General features: G+C 70.9%; 13 protein-coding genes. 3 read left to right on the top strand and 10 right to left on the bottom strand.

The genetic code is table 11. The features are described from left to right. Positions 1-61: 61 nt before the first annotated feature. From ruvX to ACIBG6_RS33690, 4 genes are read right to left on the bottom strand one after another with little or no spacing between them, the layout of a single operon-like run. Complete coding sequence (gene ruvX, locus ACIBG6_RS33705; protein WP_024758274.1) at positions 62-532, bottom strand: Holliday junction resolvase RuvX; 471 nt, start codon at positions 530-532, stop codon at positions 62-64. Beyond that, positions 529-3,198 carry an alanine--tRNA ligase gene (alaS, locus tag ACIBG6_RS33700; protein ID WP_399226507.1) on the bottom strand — a complete coding sequence of 890 codons (2,670 nt, stop codon included), beginning with the start codon at positions 3,196-3,198 and terminating at the stop codon, positions 529-531. Before alaS ends, ruvX begins: the two co-directional genes overlap by 4 nt. Then, positions 3,198-3,545, bottom strand: a complete 348-nt coding sequence (locus ACIBG6_RS33695; RefSeq protein WP_329624511.1) for a DUF6167 family protein — start codon at positions 3,543-3,545, stop codon at positions 3,198-3,200. The genes alaS and ACIBG6_RS33695 overlap by 1 nt, the downstream gene beginning before the upstream one ends. A 6-nt stretch (positions 3,546-3,551) precedes the next feature. Then, positions 3,552-3,989 carry a DUF948 domain-containing protein gene (locus ACIBG6_RS33690; RefSeq protein ID WP_399226506.1) on the bottom strand — a complete coding sequence of 146 codons (438 nt, stop codon included), beginning with the start codon at positions 3,987-3,989 and terminating at the stop codon, positions 3,552-3,554. Positions 3,990-4,155: 166 nt separating this feature from the next. On the opposite strand from ACIBG6_RS33690, the gene ACIBG6_RS33685 reads away from it, so the two are divergent. Further along, complete coding sequence (locus tag ACIBG6_RS33685; protein WP_399226505.1) at positions 4,156-6,324, top strand: ATP-binding protein; 2,169 nt, start codon at positions 4,156-4,158, stop codon at positions 6,322-6,324. 49 nt (positions 6,325-6,373) lie between these two features. Here ACIBG6_RS33685 and rpsD read toward each other — a convergent pair whose 3' ends face one another. The 5 genes from rpsD to ACIBG6_RS33660 form a co-directional block, all read right to left on the bottom strand. Continuing rightward, positions 6,374-6,988 (bottom strand): 30S ribosomal protein S4, encoded by a 615-nt coding sequence (rpsD, locus tag ACIBG6_RS33680; protein ID WP_024758279.1) that lies wholly within the window; start codon positions 6,986-6,988, stop codon positions 6,374-6,376. Between the two features lie 368 nt (positions 6,989-7,356). Beyond that, the gene (locus tag ACIBG6_RS33675; RefSeq protein WP_399226612.1) at positions 7,357-8,709 is read right to left on the bottom strand and encodes a replication-associated recombination protein A; all 1,353 of its coding nucleotides are present in this window, start codon (positions 8,707-8,709) and stop codon (positions 7,357-7,359) included. Between the two features lie 43 nt (positions 8,710-8,752). After that, positions 8,753-9,379, bottom strand: coding sequence for a vitamin K epoxide reductase family protein (locus ACIBG6_RS33670; protein ID WP_399226504.1), 627 nt, complete (start codon positions 9,377-9,379; stop codon positions 8,753-8,755). 165 nt (positions 9,380-9,544) lie between these two features. Further along, positions 9,545-10,807, bottom strand: a complete 1,263-nt coding sequence (gene hisS, locus ACIBG6_RS33665; protein WP_399226503.1) for a histidine--tRNA ligase — start codon at positions 10,805-10,807, stop codon at positions 9,545-9,547. Between the two features lie 11 nt (positions 10,808-10,818). Further along, positions 10,819-11,526, bottom strand: a complete 708-nt coding sequence (locus ACIBG6_RS33660; RefSeq protein ID WP_399226502.1) for an MBL fold metallo-hydrolase — start codon at positions 11,524-11,526, stop codon at positions 10,819-10,821. Positions 11,527-11,689: 163 nt separating this feature from the next. On the opposite strand from ACIBG6_RS33660, the gene ACIBG6_RS33655 reads away from it, so the two are divergent. Next, a complete protein-coding gene (locus ACIBG6_RS33655; RefSeq protein WP_399226501.1) occupies positions 11,690-12,487 on the top strand; it encodes a peptidylprolyl isomerase in 798 nt (265 codons plus the stop codon). A gap of 200 nt (positions 12,488-12,687) precedes the next feature. Further along, positions 12,688-13,917: a DUF349 domain-containing protein gene (locus ACIBG6_RS33650; RefSeq protein WP_399226500.1), complete on the top strand. Its 1,230-nt coding sequence runs from the start codon at positions 12,688-12,690 to the stop codon at positions 13,915-13,917. A 68-nt stretch (positions 13,918-13,985) separates the two neighbouring features. Here ACIBG6_RS33650 and ACIBG6_RS33645 read toward each other — a convergent pair whose 3' ends face one another. Next, entirely contained in the window at positions 13,986-16,463 is a 2,478-nt protein-coding gene (locus ACIBG6_RS33645) for a RelA/SpoT family protein (RefSeq protein WP_399226499.1), read from the bottom strand. Between the last annotated feature and the right edge of the window lie 42 nt (positions 16,464-16,505).

Raw genomic sequence — 16,505 nt, 5'->3', positions numbered from 1 at the left:
CTACGTAGTGCGGCAATTGTTCGAACACCGCCGCATCGCGCGGAACGTTACCGTATCGCGATCAGATGACCACTTCGACGCCCTCACCGGGCGGATTACCTGATACCCGTTCGGACTCAAGAGCGGCTTGCAGGATGATCACAGCGGCGGCCTGATCGATGACGGACCGCCCCTTCTTCGCCTTCACTCCCGAGGCCCGCAGCCCCTGGGTCGCCGTGACGGTCGTCATCCGCTCGTCGACCAGCCGGACCGGCACGGGCGCGATGCCCTTGGCCATCTCGCGGGCGAAGGCGCGGACCTTGGTCGCGGCCGGGCCCTCCCGCCCGTTGAGCGAGCGGGGCAGGCCCACGACGACCTCGATGGGCTCGTACTCCTCGACGATCTGGCGGAGCCGCCGGTGGGCGGCCGGGACGTCGCGTCCCGGCACGGTCTCCACCGGCGTGGCGAGGATCCCGTCGGGGTCGCACGAGGCGACCCCGATCCGGGCGTCCCCGACGTCGACCGCGATACGGCGGCCGCGGCGCAGCGTCACGCCGTCTCCGTCACGAGACGCTCGACGGCGGCGATGGCCTCGCCGACGGCCTCCGGGTTCGTGCCGCCGCCCTGGGCGACGTCCGGCTTGCCGCCGCCACCGCCGCCGAGCGTCTTGGCGGCCGTGCGGACGAGCTCGCCGGCCTTGAGGCCGCGCTCGCGGGCGGCCTCGTTGGTGGCGATGACCGTGAGCGGCTTGCCGTTGGCCGTGGTGAACAGGGCGACGACGGCCGGCCGGCCGCCGGAGATGCGGCCACGGACGTCGAGGACCAGCCTGCGCAGGTCGTCGGCGGTGGTGCCGTCCGGGACCTGACCGGTCACGAGGGCGACGCCGCGGACGTCCTTGGCGGAGTCGACGAGCCCGGCGGCGGCCTGGAGGACCTTCTCCGCGCGGAACTTCTCGATCTCCTTCTCGGCGTCCTTCAGCTTGCCGAGCATGGCGGAGATCTTCTCCGGCAGCTCCTCCGGACGGCCCTTGACCAGCTCCTGGAGCTGGGCGACGACCGTGTGCTCCTTGGCGAGGAAGTTGTACGCGTCGACACCGACGAGGGCCTCGATACGGCGCACGCCGGAGCCGATGGACGACTCGCCGAGCAGCTTCACCAGACCGAGCTGGGAGGTGTTGCGGACGTGCGTGCCGCCGCACAGCTCCTTGGAGAAGTCGCCGATGGTGACGACGCGGACCTGCTCGCCGTACTTCTCGCCGAACTCGGCGATGGCACCCTGGCGCTTGGCCTCGTCGATGGCCATGACCTCGGCGTGGACCTCCAGCTCGCGCGAGAGGATCTCGTTGATCTTCTGCTCGACATCGACGAGGACCGTGCCGGGGACGGCGTTCGGCGAACCGAAGTCGAAGCGGAAACGGCCCGGCTGGTTCTCGGAACCGGCCTGGGCGGCCGTCGGGCCGAGGGCGTCGCGCAGCGCCTGGTGGGTCAGGTGGGTGGCCGAGTGGGCGCGGGCGATGGCCGTCCGGCGCCGGACGTCGATGGTGGCGTAGGCGGTGGAGCCGACGGTCACCTCGCCGACCTGGACGGAGCCCTTGTGCACGGAGACGCCCGGGACCGGCTGCTGGACGTCACGGATGTCGATGACGGCGCCGCTGTGCAGCTTGATCCGGCCCTGGTCGGCGATCTGGCCGCCGCCCTCGGCGTAGAACGGGGTGCGGTCGAGGACGACCTCGACCTCGTCGCCCTCGGAGGCCGCCGGCGACGGGACGCCGTTGACGAGGAGGCCGACGACCGTGGTCTCGCCCTCGGTGTTGGTGTAGCCGGTGAACTGGGTGGCGCCGTTGCCGTCGGCGATCTCCCGGTACGCGGTCATGTCGGCGTGACCGGTCTTCTTGGCCTTGGCGTCGGCCTTGGCGCGCTCCCGCTGCTCCTTCATCAGGCGGCGGAAGCCGTCCTCGTCCACGGAGAGGCCCTGCTCGGAGGCCATCTCCAGGGTGAGGTCGATCGGGAAGCCCCAGGTGTCGTGGAGCAGGAACGCCTTGTCGCCGGAGAGGATCGTGCCGCCGGCGGCCTTGGTCTCGGTGACGGCGGTGTCGAGGATGTTCGTGCCGCCCTTGAGGGCCTTCAGGAAGGCGGCCTCTTCGGCGAGGGCGACCGTCTCGATGCGCTTGCGGTCGCTGACCAGCTCCGGGTACTGCTCGCCCATCGTGTCGATCACGGTGTCCACGAGCTCCTGGACGACCGGGCCGGTGGCGCCGAGCAGGCGCATGTTGCGGACGGCGCGGCGCATGATGCGGCGCAGCACGTAGCCGCGGCCCTCGTTGCCGGGGGTGACGCCGTCGCCGATGAGCATGACGGACGTGCGCATGTGGTCGGCGACGACGCGCAGCGAGACGTCGCTGTCGTGGGCCTTGCCGTAGGCGACGCCGGTGAGCTCGGTGGCCTTGTCGATGACGACCTGGAGGGTGTCCGTCTCGTACATGTTCTGGACGCCCTGGAGGATCATCGCCAGGCGCTCCAGGCCGAGGCCCGTGTCGATGTTCTTCGACGGCAGCTCACCGAGGATCGGGAAGTCGTCCTTGCCGGAGCCCTCGCCGCGCTCGTACTGCATGAAGACCAGGTTCCAGATCTCCACGTACCGCTCGTCGTTGACGGCCGGGCCGCCCTCGACGCCGAACTCGGGACCCCGGTCGTAGTTGATCTCGGAGCACGGGCCACAGGGTCCGGGGACGCCCATCGACCAGTAGTTGTCCTTCTTGCCGAGGCGCTGGATGCGCTCGGCGGGGACGCCGACGACGTCACGCCAGATCCGCTCGGCCTCGTCGTCCTCCAGGTAGACGGTGATCCAGAGCTTCTCCGGGTCCAGCCCGTAGCCGCCGTGCTCCACCGAGGAGGTCAGCAGCTCCCAGGCGAGCTTGATGGCGCCTTCCTTGAAGTAGTCGCCGAAGGAGAAGTTGCCGCACATCTGGAAGAACGTGCCGTGGCGGGTGGTCTTGCCGACTTCCTCGATGTCGGGCGTCCGCACGCACTTCTGCACGCTGGAGGCGCGTGTGAAGGGCGGCTTCACCTCGCCCAGGAAGTAGGGCTTGAAGGGCACCATGCCGGCGGGGACGAGCAGCAGAGTCGGGTCGTCCGCGATGAGCGACGCCGAAGGGACGACGGTGTGCCCGCGCTCCTCGAAGAAGCTCAGCCAGCGGCGGCGGATTTCAGCCGACTCCATCAGTGGTCCTCATTCCGGTTGTACGAGATCGTGGGGATTGAATACGTCGTGGTCGGGCGCGCGGTGGGATCGAGCGCTGCCCTGCGGCGCGGCTGCGGAAGCTCGCGGTCCTGGTCCGCAGATGCGTCCAGGCCGAGTGCCTCGCCCAGTTCGGCCTCCCGCTGGACCATGCCCGCCCTCACGTCGAGGGCGAAGTCCTTGAGCCGGTGACCGGTCTCGACGGCCTTGTTCGCCGCCTGGGCGGCGAGGCTCTCGGGGGTCAGCTGCTTCAGCTTCCGGTTGACCTTGGCGGTGGCCCACACGCCGGCGGCTGCGCCGGCCGTGAACCAGAACGTGCGGCGGAACATGGTGGCTCAGCCCTTCTGCTTCCGGCGCCGTGCGGACGGCACCGTACGGCCGACGATCACAGTACGTCGCGCGGTGGTCCGCGGCACGTCCTCGCCGTCCCGGCCGCGGCCGAGCGCCTTGCGCACGCCGTAGCCGAACGCGGCCACCTTGACGAGCGGGCCGCCGAAGGTGGAGGCGACGGTGGAGGAGAGCGCGGACGCGTTGGAGGTGACCTCCTGGACGTCCGAGGCGATGGCGTCGACCCGGTCGAGCTGGGTCTGCGCGGAGCGCACGGTCGCGGAGGCGTCGGCGAGCAGGGGAACGGCCTGCTCGGTCACGTCCGCCACCAGCTTGGTGGTCGCCCTGAGCGTCTGCGCCAGCCTCACCAGCACCACGGCGAGGAAGGAGACCAGGATCGCCCAGAAGACGGCCACCAGGATCCCGGCAACCTCTCCACCGGTCACTCTGCACCGCTCTCTGCTGTCGTTCGCCCTTGGGGCCCTTGCCAAAAGTAGTCACCCGAGCCTATCGCGCCCGGGCTGTCCCGCCGTACCGCATTACCGCTCGTGGGAAGGGAGTTGCGGAATCCGATTGTACGGAGCGCGTGCGGATGGGTACGCTCCGTGTCCCATGCGACGGAGCAATCTCCCGGCGGAGCCGAACCGGTTCGTCGGACGGGCCGCCGAGCAGGCCGAACTGACGCGACTCCTCGAGGAGTCGCGTCTCGTCACGGTCGTCGGGGTGGGTGGGGTCGGCAAGACGAGGCTCGCGCTGTGTGCGGCCTCGGAGGCGCAGAAACGCTACGGCGAAGAAGTACGGCTCGCCGAGCTCGCGCCGCTCCGTGATCCGGATCTGGTGGACCACGCCCTGGTCGAGGCGCTCGGGCTGACCGACCACACGCTGCGGGGCCCGCGCGAGGTGCTGGTCGAGCATCTCGCGGAGCGGCGGCTCCTGCTGGTGCTCGACGGTTTCGAGCACCTGGTGGAGAGCTGTGCGCCGCTGGTCGGGGAACTGCTCGCGCACGCTCCCGGGCTCACGGTGCTCGCCGTGGGCCGCCGCCCGCTGCGCGTGGCGGGCGAGGCCGTGTTCCGGCTGGCACCGATGAGCGAGGCGGACGCGGTGACGCTGCTCGCCGAGCGGGCCGCGGAGGCGGGCGCCCCGGTCGTCCAGATGCACGACTCCACGCGCGAGCTCTGCCGTCGGCTCGACGGGATCCCGCTCGCTCTCGAACTGGCGGCCGGTCGTCTGCCCCTCCTCTCCGTCGAGCAGATGCTGTGCCGTCTCGACGACCGCTTCCTGCTCCTCACGGTCGGCGCGCGCGGGGCGCTCCCCCGCCACCAGACCCTGCGCACGGCGATCGGCTGGAGCCACGAGCTGTGCACCCCGGAGGAGCGCCTGCTGTGGGCGCGGCTCTCCGTGTTCGCCGGCACCTTCGACCTGGAGGCGGTGGAGTACGTGTGCGGCGGCGCCGAGCTGCCGCCGGACGGGATCCTGGACCTGCTCGGTGGGCTGCTCGCGCAGTCGCTGGTGGTGCGGGAGGACACGCCGGCCGGGCCGGGCTACCGGATCCTGGACACGGTCGCCGCGTACGGGGCGGAGTGGCTGGCCGCGCTCGGCGACACGGAGCGGCTGCGCCGCAGGCACCGCGACTGGTACATGGGCCTGGCGACCTGGTGCGAGCTGGAGTGGTTCAGCCCGCGCCAGGCGGAGGTCGCGGCCCGGACGGACGCGGCGCTGCCGAATCTGCGGGCGGCCCTCGACCTGTGTCTCGAACTCCCGGAGGACGCGCATCTCGCGCAGCACCTGGCCGGCACCCTCTGGTTCGCCTGGGTGGGCTGCGGGCGCCTCTCGGAGGGCAGGCACTGGCTGGAGCGGGCGCTCGCGCTGGAGTCCGGGCACGAGGAGGCCCGGCTGAAGGCGCTGTGGGTGCTCGGCTACGTGACGATCCTCCAGGGCGACGGTACGGCCGCGGTGGCGGCGCTCCACGAGTGCGGGGAGCGGGCCCGGGCCTCCCGGAACGCGCTGGCGGAGGCGTACGCGACGCACCGGATGGGCTGTCTGGCGCTGCTCTCGGACGACATGCCGCGGGCGGAGGAGCTGATCGGGCGGGCGCTGGACGGGTACCGGGAGCTCGGCGAGCTGAACAGCAACGTGCTGATGGGGCAGGTCGAGCTGGCGATGGCGCGGGCCTTCGCGGGCGATCTGGAGGGGGCGGTCGCGATCTGCCGCGAGGTGCGGGAGGTCTGCGAGGAGCGCGGGGAGCGCTGGACCCGGGCGTACGCCCTCTACGTGCTCGCGTTCTCGGCGTGGACCCGGGGCGAGTTCGGGGAGGCGCGGGAGCTGCTCGCCGAGTGCGTGACGATCAACCACGCCTTCCGTGACCAGGTGGGGCTCGTCCTCGCGATCGAGCTGCTCGCGCTGGTGACGGTGAGCGAGGGCGATCCCGTGGAGGCGGCGGTGCTGCAGGGCGCGACGGTGCCCGTCTGGGACACCGTGGGGATCCGGCTCTTCGGTTCCGCCTCGTTCAACGGGCCGCGGGCGCTGTGCGAGGAGCACGCGGGCGCGGCGCTGGGGGCGGAGGCGTATGCCGCCGCGTTCCGCGAGGGGCGGGGGCTCTCCTTGGACGCGGCGGTGGAGCGGGCGCTCGCGAACCGTCGGGATCCGGCCATCGGCGGAGCGACTGCGGCTGCCGGTCCCGCGGCCCCGCGCCCCTTCCGTACGGCCCGGTCGGCGACGGTCCCGGGAACGCGGAAGCCCGCCGGCTCCCCCACCGGCAAGGGTGGGGAAGCGGCGGGCTGAACACCGCGAGGGTGGTACTACGTCCCCCGGCTGTCGCCGGGGGCCCGGATCAGCGGGCGTAGTACTCGACGACCAGCTGCTCGTCGCAGATGACCGGGATTTCCTTGCGGTTCGGGTCGCGGTCGAGGCGGAAGGCCAGGGCCTTCAGGTTGACCTGCAGGTAGCGCGGGGTCTCACCGTCGGCGGCGAAGCCACCCTCACGGGCGACCTCGAACAGCGGCTTGGTGCGGCTGCGCTCGCGGACCATCACGACGTCGTCGGGACGGACACGGAACGACGGCTTGTCGACCTTGCCACCGTTGACCTGGATGTGGCCGTGGACGACCATCTGACGGGCCTGGTAGATGGTGCGGGCGATGCCCGAACGCAGGACCAGGGCGTCGAGGCGACGCTCGAGCTCGACGACCAGCGCCTCGCCCGTCTTGCCCTCGGCCTTCTTGGCGCGGTCGTACGCGCGGGCCATCTGGCGCTCGGAGATGTCGTACTGAGCGCGCAGACGCTGCTTCTCGAGCAGACGGACCTTGTAGTCCGAGTTCTGCTTGCGACCACGGCCGTGCTCGCCCGGCGGGTAGGGGCGGGCCTCGAAGTACTTGACAGCCTTCGGGGTCAGCGCGATACCGAGCGCACGCGACTTCTTGACCTTGGGACGGGACTGGTTCGGCATGAACCAACCTCTCTATCTGAACGAAAACGGCTTCACCAGGGTTAAGGGAGGTCGCATCCGCAGCCGGGAAACCCGCCGGGTCCGTACAGGACGGACCTGTTGGGCAGCCGCTCCCAGGTCTGGGCACATACGTGCAGCACGCGAACGACCCACCGTCGCTCCCGGAATCCGGGTGATGGTGGGTGACCCGCGACACCTTCGAAGGTGCGCGACACTCCTGGAAACCCCGCCCGAGGGCCGGGTCTCCGGCTGACTGTCCCGTTCTGGTGGTGCCGACCGGAGCCGGGCACGGGACGCAGCAATCCTGACCAGTGTACCGGGTCCACGGGGCGCCCTCGCCCGGGGGCGGACGCCTCGAACGGCGGGTGCTACTCGTCGCCCTTCAGGCGGGCCCGCACCCGCTCCACCACGTCCGCGTAGCGCGCCTCCGCGCCGTAGCGCGTGGGCTCGTAGTACGTGCGGCCGTGGATCGTGTCCGGCGCGTACTGCTGGGCCGCGATGCCGCCCGGCACGTCGTGCGGGTACACGTACCCCTGGGCGTGGCCGAGCTTGGCCGCGCCCTTGTAGTGGCCGTCGCGCAGGTGCGGCGGGACCGAGCCCGCGAGGCCGTTCCGTACGTCCGCCAGGGCGGCGCCGATCGCGGTCGTCGCCGCGTTCGACTTCGGGGCCAGGGCCAGGGCGATCGTGGCGTGGCTGAGGGTGAGCGCGGCCTCCGGGAAGCCGATCATGGCGACGGCCTGCGCGGCGGCGACGGCGATCGGCAGCGCGTTCGGATCGGCGAGGCCGATGTCCTCGCTCGCGGAGATCATCAGTCGCCGGGCGATGAACCGCGGGTCCTCCCCCGCCTCGATCATCCGCGCCAGGTAGTGCAGGGCCGCGTCCACGTCCGAACCTCGGATCGACTTGATGAGCGCGCTGGCCACGTCGTAGTGCTGGTCGCCGTCCTTGTCGTACTTCACGGCCGCGCGGTCGACGGTCTCCTCGACCGTCTGGAGCGTGATCTCCGGCTCGCGCTTGGCGAGGGCGGCGCCGGCCGCCGCCTCCAGGGCGGTCAGGGCGCGCCGGGCGTCGCCGCCGGCGACCCGGAGGAGGTGGGCCTCGGCGTCCTCCGGGAGGGACACGGCCCCGGCGAGCCCCCGCTCGTCGGTGAGCGCCCGGGCCATCAGGCCGCGCAGGTCGTCGTCGGTCAGCGGCTCCAGGGTGAGGAGCAGCGAGCGGGAGAGGAGCGGGGAGATGATCGAGAAGTACGGGTTCTCGGTGGTGGCCGCGATGAGCGTCACCCAGCGGTTCTCGACGGCGGGCAGCAGAGAGTCCTGCTGGGCCTTGGAGAAGCGGTGGATCTCGTCGAGGAAGAGGACGGTCTCCTTGCCGTAGCCACCGACCGCGCGCCGGGCGCCGTCGATGACGGCCCGGACCTCCTTGACGCCCGCGGTGATCGCGGACAGTTCCACGAACCGCTTGTTGGTCGCCTTGGAGACGACGTACGCCAGGGTCGTCTTCCCGATGCCGGGCGGACCCCAGAGGATCACGGAGGAGGCGCCGGCGGGGCCGCCGTCGCCGTCGCCCACGAGCCGGCGCAGCGGCGATCCGGGCTTGAGCAGGTGCTTCTGCCCCACCACCTCGTCGAGGGTGCGCGGGCGCATCCGGACGGCCAGCGGGCTGCTGGACGGGTCCTTCTCCTGGCGGTCTTCGGCGGCTGCGGTAAAGAGGTCGGGCTCCACAGTCATGAAGCCTAGGTCACGCCACTGACAGCACCGCCCGCCGTCAGCCGGTCCAGAAGTCCCACCAGCGGGTCAGGATCAGCATCCCGATGATCCCGATGTGCAGGACGGGCAGGAGCCAGGTGAACTCGTCGAAGAAGGTCTTGAGGCCGCCGGGGGCGGGGATGACACCGCTCCGGACGTTGTGCGAGGTCACGTACCAGAACATGACGATGGTGGCGACCCAGGCCAGACAGCACCACAGGCAGAGCGAGTTGATCTCGTACAGCGACTGGTACATGAGCCAGGTGCAGAAGCCGACGCCGAAGAGCGTGCCCGCGTTGAGGCCGAGCCAGTACCAGCGGCGGTAGCGGGCGCCCGCGAGCAGGCCGACGCCGATCGCGACGACCATGGCGAACGTCACGAGGCCGAGCATCGGGTTCGGGAAACCGAAGACCGCCGCCTGCTCGCTCTTCATGATGTTGCCGCAGGAGACGATCGGGTTGAGGCTGCAGCCCGGCGTGAAGTTCGGGTCCTCCAGGAGCTTGAACTTGTCGATCGTGATCACCCAGGAGGCGAGCAGACCGGCCGCTCCGGTGATCACGAGCAGCCAGGCGAAGGCCTTGCTCGCACCGATCCTGCCGCCGTCGTTCCGGCTGGACGCGGCTTCGTCCACCGCTGCCTTCGTCATGTCGCGGATTCCCTCGCTCGCGGGCCGTCTGGGCACGGTCATTCTGCCGTACGGGGGAACCCTCCCACCGTTCGCGGGGGATAAGTGAGGCCGGCATAAGGGCGACGCGCAGGGGCCCGGACCAGCGCGTGTGCGTGGTCCGGGCCCCTGCGTCCGTACGGTCCGTCAGGCCAGCTTGGCGCGTACCGCGTCCAGCAGGGCGTCCACGGCGACGGCCTGCTGCTCGCCGGACTCCATGTCCTTGAGCTGGACGACGCCCTCGGCGAGGTCGCGCTCACCGGCGACGACGGCGAGCCGGGCACCGGAGCGGTTGGCGTCCTTCATGGCGCCCTTGAGGCCCTTGCCGCCGAAGGAGAAGTCCGCGGCGATGCCCTCCCGGCGCAGCTCCGTGACCTTGCCGAAGAGGACGCGTCGCGCCTCCTCGCCGAGGGCCACCGCGAAGACGCTGGTGGCGCCGGGGATGTCGAGCTCGACACCCTCCGCCTCCAGGGCGAGGACCGTGCGGTCCACGCCGAGCGCCCAGCCCACGGACGGCAGCGCGGGGCCGCCGATCATCTCGGAGAGGCCGTCGTAGCGGCCGCCGCCGCCGACCGCCGACTGCGAGCCGAGACCGTCGTGGACGAACTCGAAGGTCGTCCGGGTGTAGTAGTCGAGGCCGCGCACCAGCTTGGCGTCGTCCTCGAAGACCACGCCCGCCGCGGTGATGAGGGCGCGCACCTCCTCGTGGTACGCCTTGCACGCGTCGCACAGGTAGTCGCGCAGGAGCGGCGCGCCGACGAGCTGCTTCTGCACGGACTCGCGCTTGTCGTCGAGGACGCGCAGCGGGTTGATCTCGGCGCGGCGCAGCGTCTCCTCGTCGAGGTCGAGGCCGCGCAGGAAGGACTGGAGCGCCTCGCGGTAGACGGGACGGCACTCCTTGTCGCCCAGCGAGTTCAGCAGGATGCGGAAGTTCCGCAGGCCGAGCGTGCGGTACGCCTGGTCGGCGAGGATGATCAGCTCGGCGTCGAGCGCCGGGTCCTCGGCGCCGATCGCCTCGGCGCCGACCTGCGAGAAGTGGCGGTAGCGGCCCGCCTGGGCGCGCTCGTAGCGGTAGTACGAGCCGGAGTACCAGAGCTTGACCGGCAGGTTGCCGAGCTTGTGGAGGTTGCCCTGGAGCGCCGCGCGCAGGACGGACGCGGTGCCCTCCGGCCGCAGGGCCAGCTCGTCGCCGCCCTTGGTCGTGAGGGTGTACATCTCCTTGGACACGATGTCGGTGGACTCGCCGACACCGCGGGAGAACAGCTTCACGTCCTCGAAGCCGGGGGTCTCGACGTAGCCGTAGCCGGAGTTCCGCAGCGGGGTGGAGATCGCCTCGCGCACCGCGAGGAACGTCGCGGAACGGGGCGGCAGCAGGTCGTAGGTGCCCTTGGGGGCCTTGAAGGTGCTCACGTGGATCTTCGTCACATTCCTCGTCGGGGAGCCTTCGCGCTCCCGAGGCCGGAGGCCACGTCCCGCAGATACGGGTTCGTGGCGCGTTCCTGGCCGATGGTCGTCTGGGGACCGTGTCCCGAAAGCACCACGGTCGAGTTGTCGAGGGGCAGGCACACGCGGGCCAGCGATTCGAGCATCTCGTCCATGTCACCGCCGGGCAGGTCGGTGCGTCCGATGGAGCCGGCGAAGAGCAGATCCCCCGAGAAGAACACGGAAGGAACGTCCGCGCTCGGGGGCATCCGGAAGGTCACCGACCCCTTGGTATGACCGGGCGCGTGGGCGACGGAGAAGTCCAGACCGGCGAGCTTCAGCTCGGCGCCGTCGGTGAGCTCCCGCACGTCGTCGGGCTCCCCCACCGTCAGCTCGCCCATGAGGGGCATCCCGATGGAGCGGCCGAGGGCCTTCTCCGGGTCGCTCATCATGTACCGGTCGGAGGGGTGGATCCACGCGGGGACGTCATGGGCGCCGCACACCGGAACGACGGAGGCGACGTGGTCGATGTGTCCGTGGGTGAGGACGACGGCGACGGGCTTGAGCCGATGCTTCTTGAGCGTCTCCTCGACTCCCTGGGCGGCCTGGTGGCCCGGGTCGATGATCACGCACTCCTCGCCTGCGGCGGGGGCGACCAGATAGCAATTGGTCCCCCAGGCCCCGGCGGGGAACCCGGCAATCAGCACGTTCGTCCTTAGATGTCGTCCGGCACGGGGGCGCGGAACTCGTGGAAAACACGGAATGCGGCAGATCAGAGCCTACCGGCGCTGCCGGTTCCACAGCCAACCCGTATACGGTACGGGCACATCCGGCCAGGACAGGAACAGACGAGCGACGGGAGCGAAACCGGTGGTCACGAGCGATCAGCGGCGGCGGCAGCTTGCCAGGGAGAAGTACGTGCGGCAGCAGCAGCGGCGGGAGGAGAAGCGGCGCAAGGCGAAGCGGCGCAATACCGTCATCGCGGCCTCCCTGGCCGTGGTGCTGGCGGCAGGCGGTGCCGTGTACGCCTCGGTGGCGCTGACGGGCGACTCGAAGGGCTCGGACGCCGCCTCGGGCGACTCGCCCACCACGCCGACCCCGGAGCCCACGCAGAGCGAGTCGAAGGCCCCCGAGCCGAAGATGGCCGTGGACGCCAAGGGCACGTACACCATGTCCCTCGCGACCAACGAGGGCGACATCGCGATCGCGATGGACGCGGCGAAGACCCCGCGCACGGTGAACTCCTTCCACCACCTCGCCGCGAAGAAGTACTTCGACGGGAGCAAATGCCACCGCCTGACGACCGACGGCATCTACGTGCTCCAGTGCGGCGACCCGACGGGCGAGGGCACCGGCGGCCCGGGCTACAACATCCCGGACGAGAACCTGGACGCCCTGGGCAAGGCGGGCGCGGACGGCAAGGTGACCTACCCGGCCGGCACGGTCGCCATGGCCAACACCGGGCAGCCCGGCACGGGCGGTTCGCAGTTCTTCCTCGTCTACAAGGACAGCAAGCTGCCGCCGCAGTACACCCCCTTCGGGAAGATGGACGCGGCCGGTCTCAAGGCGGTCGAGGACGTGGCCGCGGCCGGTGGCGTGGACGGTGCCTCGGACGGCGCCCCGAAGAAGCCCGTCACCATCGAGAAGGCCACCGTCGCGAAGAAGTGAGCCGGGCGTCCGCACACGTGCGTGACCGTGGAATTTCGGTCGCGCTGAGTGCGGACAGCCGGGCCGCCGTTCGCCTAGATTGGCGTTGTGCAGCGTGGGCCTGTCGGCCGCGCCGCGGAAGGCGGGCGAGGCCCGCCGGGAAACTGTGGACGATGCCCGGGGGGTACGACCCCGCGACGGCATCATGGTGAGGAGGCGCTGTGAGCAGCGACCCGTGGGGCCGCGTCGACGAGACGGGCACCGTGTACGTGCGGACGGCCGAGGGTGAGAAGGTCGTCGGATCGTGGCAGGCCGGCACCCCTGAGGAGGCCCTGGCCTACTTCGAGCGCAAGTACGAGGGCTTGGTGGTCGAGATCGGCCTCCTCGAGAAGCGTGTGAGGACCACCGACCTCTCGGCGAAGGACGCCACCACGGCGATCGAGCACATCCGCCAGCAGATCGACGAGCACCACGCCGTCGGCGACCTGGCGGCGCTCGGCGTCCGGCTGGACAAGCTCGTCGCGTCGGTCGACTCGCGCCGCGAGGAGCGCAAGGCCCAGAAGGCCAAGCAGACCGACGAGGCGCGGGTCGCCAAGGAGGCCCTCGTCACCGAGGCCGAGGAGCTGGCCCAGAGCGAGCAGTGGCGTTCCGCGGGCGAGCGGCTCCGCGCGCTCGTGGACACCTGGAAGGGTCTCCCCCGGCTGGACCGCAAGTCCGACGACGAGCTGTGGCACCGCTTCTCGCACGCCCGCTCGGCGTTCTCGAAGCGTCGCAAGGCCCACTTCGCCTCCCTGGACGCCCAGCGCGAGGACGCCCGCAAGGCGAAGGAGCGTCTGGTCGCCGAGGCGGAGTCGCTGTCCGGCTCCACCGACTGGGGGAACACGGCGGCCCGCTACCGCGAGCTGATGACGGAGTGGAAGGCCGCCGGCCGGGCGCAGCGCGAGCACGAGGACGACCTGTGGAACCGCTTCCGCGGCGCCCAGGACGTCTTCTTCGCGGCGCGCGGCGAGGTCTTCGCCGAGCGGGACGCGGAGCAGACCGAGAACCTCAAGCTCAAGGAGGAGCTCGCGACCGAGGCCGAGAAGCTGCTGCCGGTGACGGACCTGAAGGCGGCCCGCGCGGCCTTCCGCTCCCTCAACGAGCGCTGGGAGGCCATCGGCCACGTGCCGCGTGACGCCAGGCCGAAGGTCGAGGCCCGGATGCACACGGTGGAGCGGGCGCTCCAGGAGACCGAGGAGGCCGAGTGGCGCCGGACGAACCCGGAGGCACGCGCGCGTGCCGCGGGTCTGACCGGTCAGCTCCAGGACGCCGTCGAGAAGCTGCGCAAGCAGATCGACGCGGCCCGCGCCGCCGGGAACGACGCGAAGGCCGACAAGCTCGCCCGTGAGCTGGAGGGCCGTCAGGCCCTGCTCGACCAGGCCATGAAGGGCCTGGAGGAGTTCGGCGGCTGACGCGGAAGCCGTGACCGTACGAGGAAGGCCCCCCGGCATCACGCCGGGGGCCTTCCTCATGGGCGTCTCTACGGCCTGCGTGCCGAGGTCACGCGGTAGACGTCGTAGACGCCCTCCACGCCCCGGACAGCCTTCAGGACGTGCCCCAGGTGCTTGGGGTCGCCCATCTCGAAGGTGAAGCGCGAGGTGGCCACCCGGTCGCGGGACGTCTGGACGGCCGCCGAGAGGATGTTGACGTGCTGGTCCGAGAGGACCCGGGTGACGTCCGAGAGGAGCCGGGAGCGGTCCAGGGCCTCGACCTGGATGGCGACCAGGAAGACCGAGGACTGGGTGGGCGCCCACTCGACCTCGAGGATGCGCTCCGGCTCGCGGGAGAGCGACTCCACGTTCACGCAGTCGCTGCGGTGAACCGATACGCCACTGCCCCGGGTGACGAACCCGATGATCGGGTCGCCGGGGACGGGCGTACAGCAGCGCGCCAGCTTCACCCAGACGTCCTCGACGCCCTTGACGACGACGCCCGGGTCGGCGCTGGAGCGGCGCTTGGAGCGGCCGCGGGTCGGCGGGGCGGCCTCGTCGATGTCCTCGGTGGCCGCTTCTTCGCCGCCCAGCGCCTGGACCAGCTTCTGGACGATCGACTGGGCGGTGACGTGGCCCTCGCCGATCGCCGCGTACAGCGAGGAGATGTCGCTGTAGCGCATCTCGTGCGCGAGGGTGACGAGCGAGTCGCCGGTGAGGATCCGCTGGATCGGCAGATTCTGCTTGCGCATGGCCCGCGCGATGGCGTCCTTGCCCTGCTCGATGGCCTCGTCGCGGCGCTCCTTGGAGAACCAGGCGCGGATCTTGTTGCGGGCGCGCGGGGACTTGACGAAGCCGAGCCAGTCGCGGGAGGGGCCGGCGCCGGCGGCCTTGGAGGTGAAGACCTCGACCAGGTCGCCGTTGTCGAGGGTCGATTCGAGCGGGACGAGCCGCCCGTTGACCCGTGCTCCTATCGTGCGGTGGCCGACCTCCGTGTGGACCGCGTACGAGAAGTCGACGGGGGTCGCGCCGGCGGGCAGCGCGATGACGTCGCCCTTGGGCGTGAAGACGAAGACCTCGTTGCGCGAGAGGTCGAAGCGGAGGGACTCCAGGAACTCGCTGGGGTCCTCGGTCTCCTTCTGCCAGTCGAGGAGCTGGCGCAGCCACGCCATGTCGTTGAGGTGGTCGTCCTTGCCGGCCTTCTTCGGCACGTCGGTGCGCACCTTGGAGGCGCCGGCGGAGGGATCCTGCTTGTACTTCCAGTGCGCGGCGATGCCGTACTCGGCGCGCCGGTGCATGTCGAAGGTGCGGATCTGGAGCTCGACGGGCTTGCCGTTGGGTCCGATGACCGTCGTGTGCAGCGACTGGTACATGTTGAACTTCGGCATCGCGATGTAGTCCTTGAACCGGCCGGGGACCGGGTTCCATCGCGCGTGGACGGTGCCGAGCGCCGCGTAGCAGTCGCGGACGGTGTCCACGAGGACGCGGATGCCGACCAGGTCGTAGATCTCCGCGAAGTCACGGCCGCGGACGATCATCTTCTGGTAGACGCTGTAGTAGTGCTTCGGGCGGCCGGTGACGGTGGCCTTGATACGGGCGGCGCGCAGGTCGGTCTGGACCTCGTCGGTCACTATGGCGAGGTACTCGTCCCGCTTGGGGGCGCGCTCGGCGACGAGCCGGACGATCTCGTCGTACATCTTGGGGTAGAGGATCGCGAAGGCGAGGTCCTCCAGCTCCCACTTGATGGTGTTCATGCCCAGGCGGTGGGCCAGGGGCGCGTAGATCTCGAGGGTCTCGCGGGCCTTCTTCTCCTGCTTCTCCCGCTTGAGGTAGCGCATGGTGCGCATGTTGTGCAGGCGGTCGGCGAGCTTGATGACCAGGACGCGCGGGTCCTTGGCCATGGCGACGACCATCTTGCGGACGGTCTCGGCCTGCGCGGCCTCGCCGAACTTGACCTTGTCGAGCTTGGTGACGCCGTCGACGAGCAGGGCGACCTGGTCGCCGAAGTCGCGGCGGAGGGTGTCGAGGCCGTACTCGGTGTCCTCGACGGTGTCGTGCAGGAGACCGGCCATCAGCGTCGCCGGGTCCATGCCGAGCTCGGCGAGGATCGTCGTGACGGCGAGCGGGTGCGTGATGTACGGGTCGCCGCTCTTGCGCTTCTGGCCCCGGTGCCAGCGCTCGGCGACCTGGTAGGCGCGCTCGATCTGGCGGAGGGTCGCCGTCTCGATCTTGGGGTCGTTGGAGCGGACGATCCGCAGCAGCGGTTCGAGGACCGGGTTGTACGGGGAGGAACGCTGGACGCCGAGGCGGGCGAGGCGGGCGCGGACGCGGTTGGACGAGCCGCCCGAGCGGGCGGGCGCGGCCGGGGTGGGCCGGGCGGCGGGAGCCGGAGTGGGCGCCGGGGCGGGCGTCTCGGGCGCGGGCCCGGTCTCCGCGGGCTTGTCCTGGGGCGTGCCGGTCCCCGGCGCGGCCTTTTCGGCCTTCGGGTCGGGCTGCGCGGCGGAGAGTGACTGGGCCTCGTCTGGCAAGAGCGCTCCTCGTGCGGTTCCGGGTCCCCCGGTCAGGCCCGG

Source organism: Streptomyces sp. NPDC050842 (assembly GCF_044456565.1).
In the GTDB taxonomy this organism is placed as follows: domain Bacteria; phylum Actinomycetota; class Actinomycetes; order Streptomycetales; family Streptomycetaceae; genus Streptomyces.
Note: the sequence above shows the minus strand (reverse complement) of the source record. Positions and strands in the feature narration are given on the sequence as shown.

Excerpts from the sequence above, each read along its gene's own strand:
- ACIBG6_RS33670 (WP_399226504.1), bottom strand. The coding sequence starts at position 9,379 with ATGACGAAGGCAGCGGTGGACGAAGCCGCGTCCAGCCGGAACGACGGC.
- alaS (WP_399226507.1), bottom strand. The coding sequence starts at position 3,198 with ATGGAGTCGGCTGAAATCCGCCGCCGCTGGCTGAGCTTCTTCGAGGAG.
- ACIBG6_RS33685 (WP_399226505.1), top strand. The coding sequence starts at position 4,156 with ATGCGACGGAGCAATCTCCCGGCGGAGCCGAACCGGTTCGTCGGACGG.
- rpsD (WP_024758279.1), bottom strand. The coding sequence starts at position 6,988 with ATGCCGAACCAGTCCCGTCCCAAGGTCAAGAAGTCGCGTGCGCTCGGT.
- ACIBG6_RS33695 (WP_329624511.1), bottom strand. The coding sequence starts at position 3,545 with ATGTTCCGCCGCACGTTCTGGTTCACGGCCGGCGCAGCCGCCGGCGTG.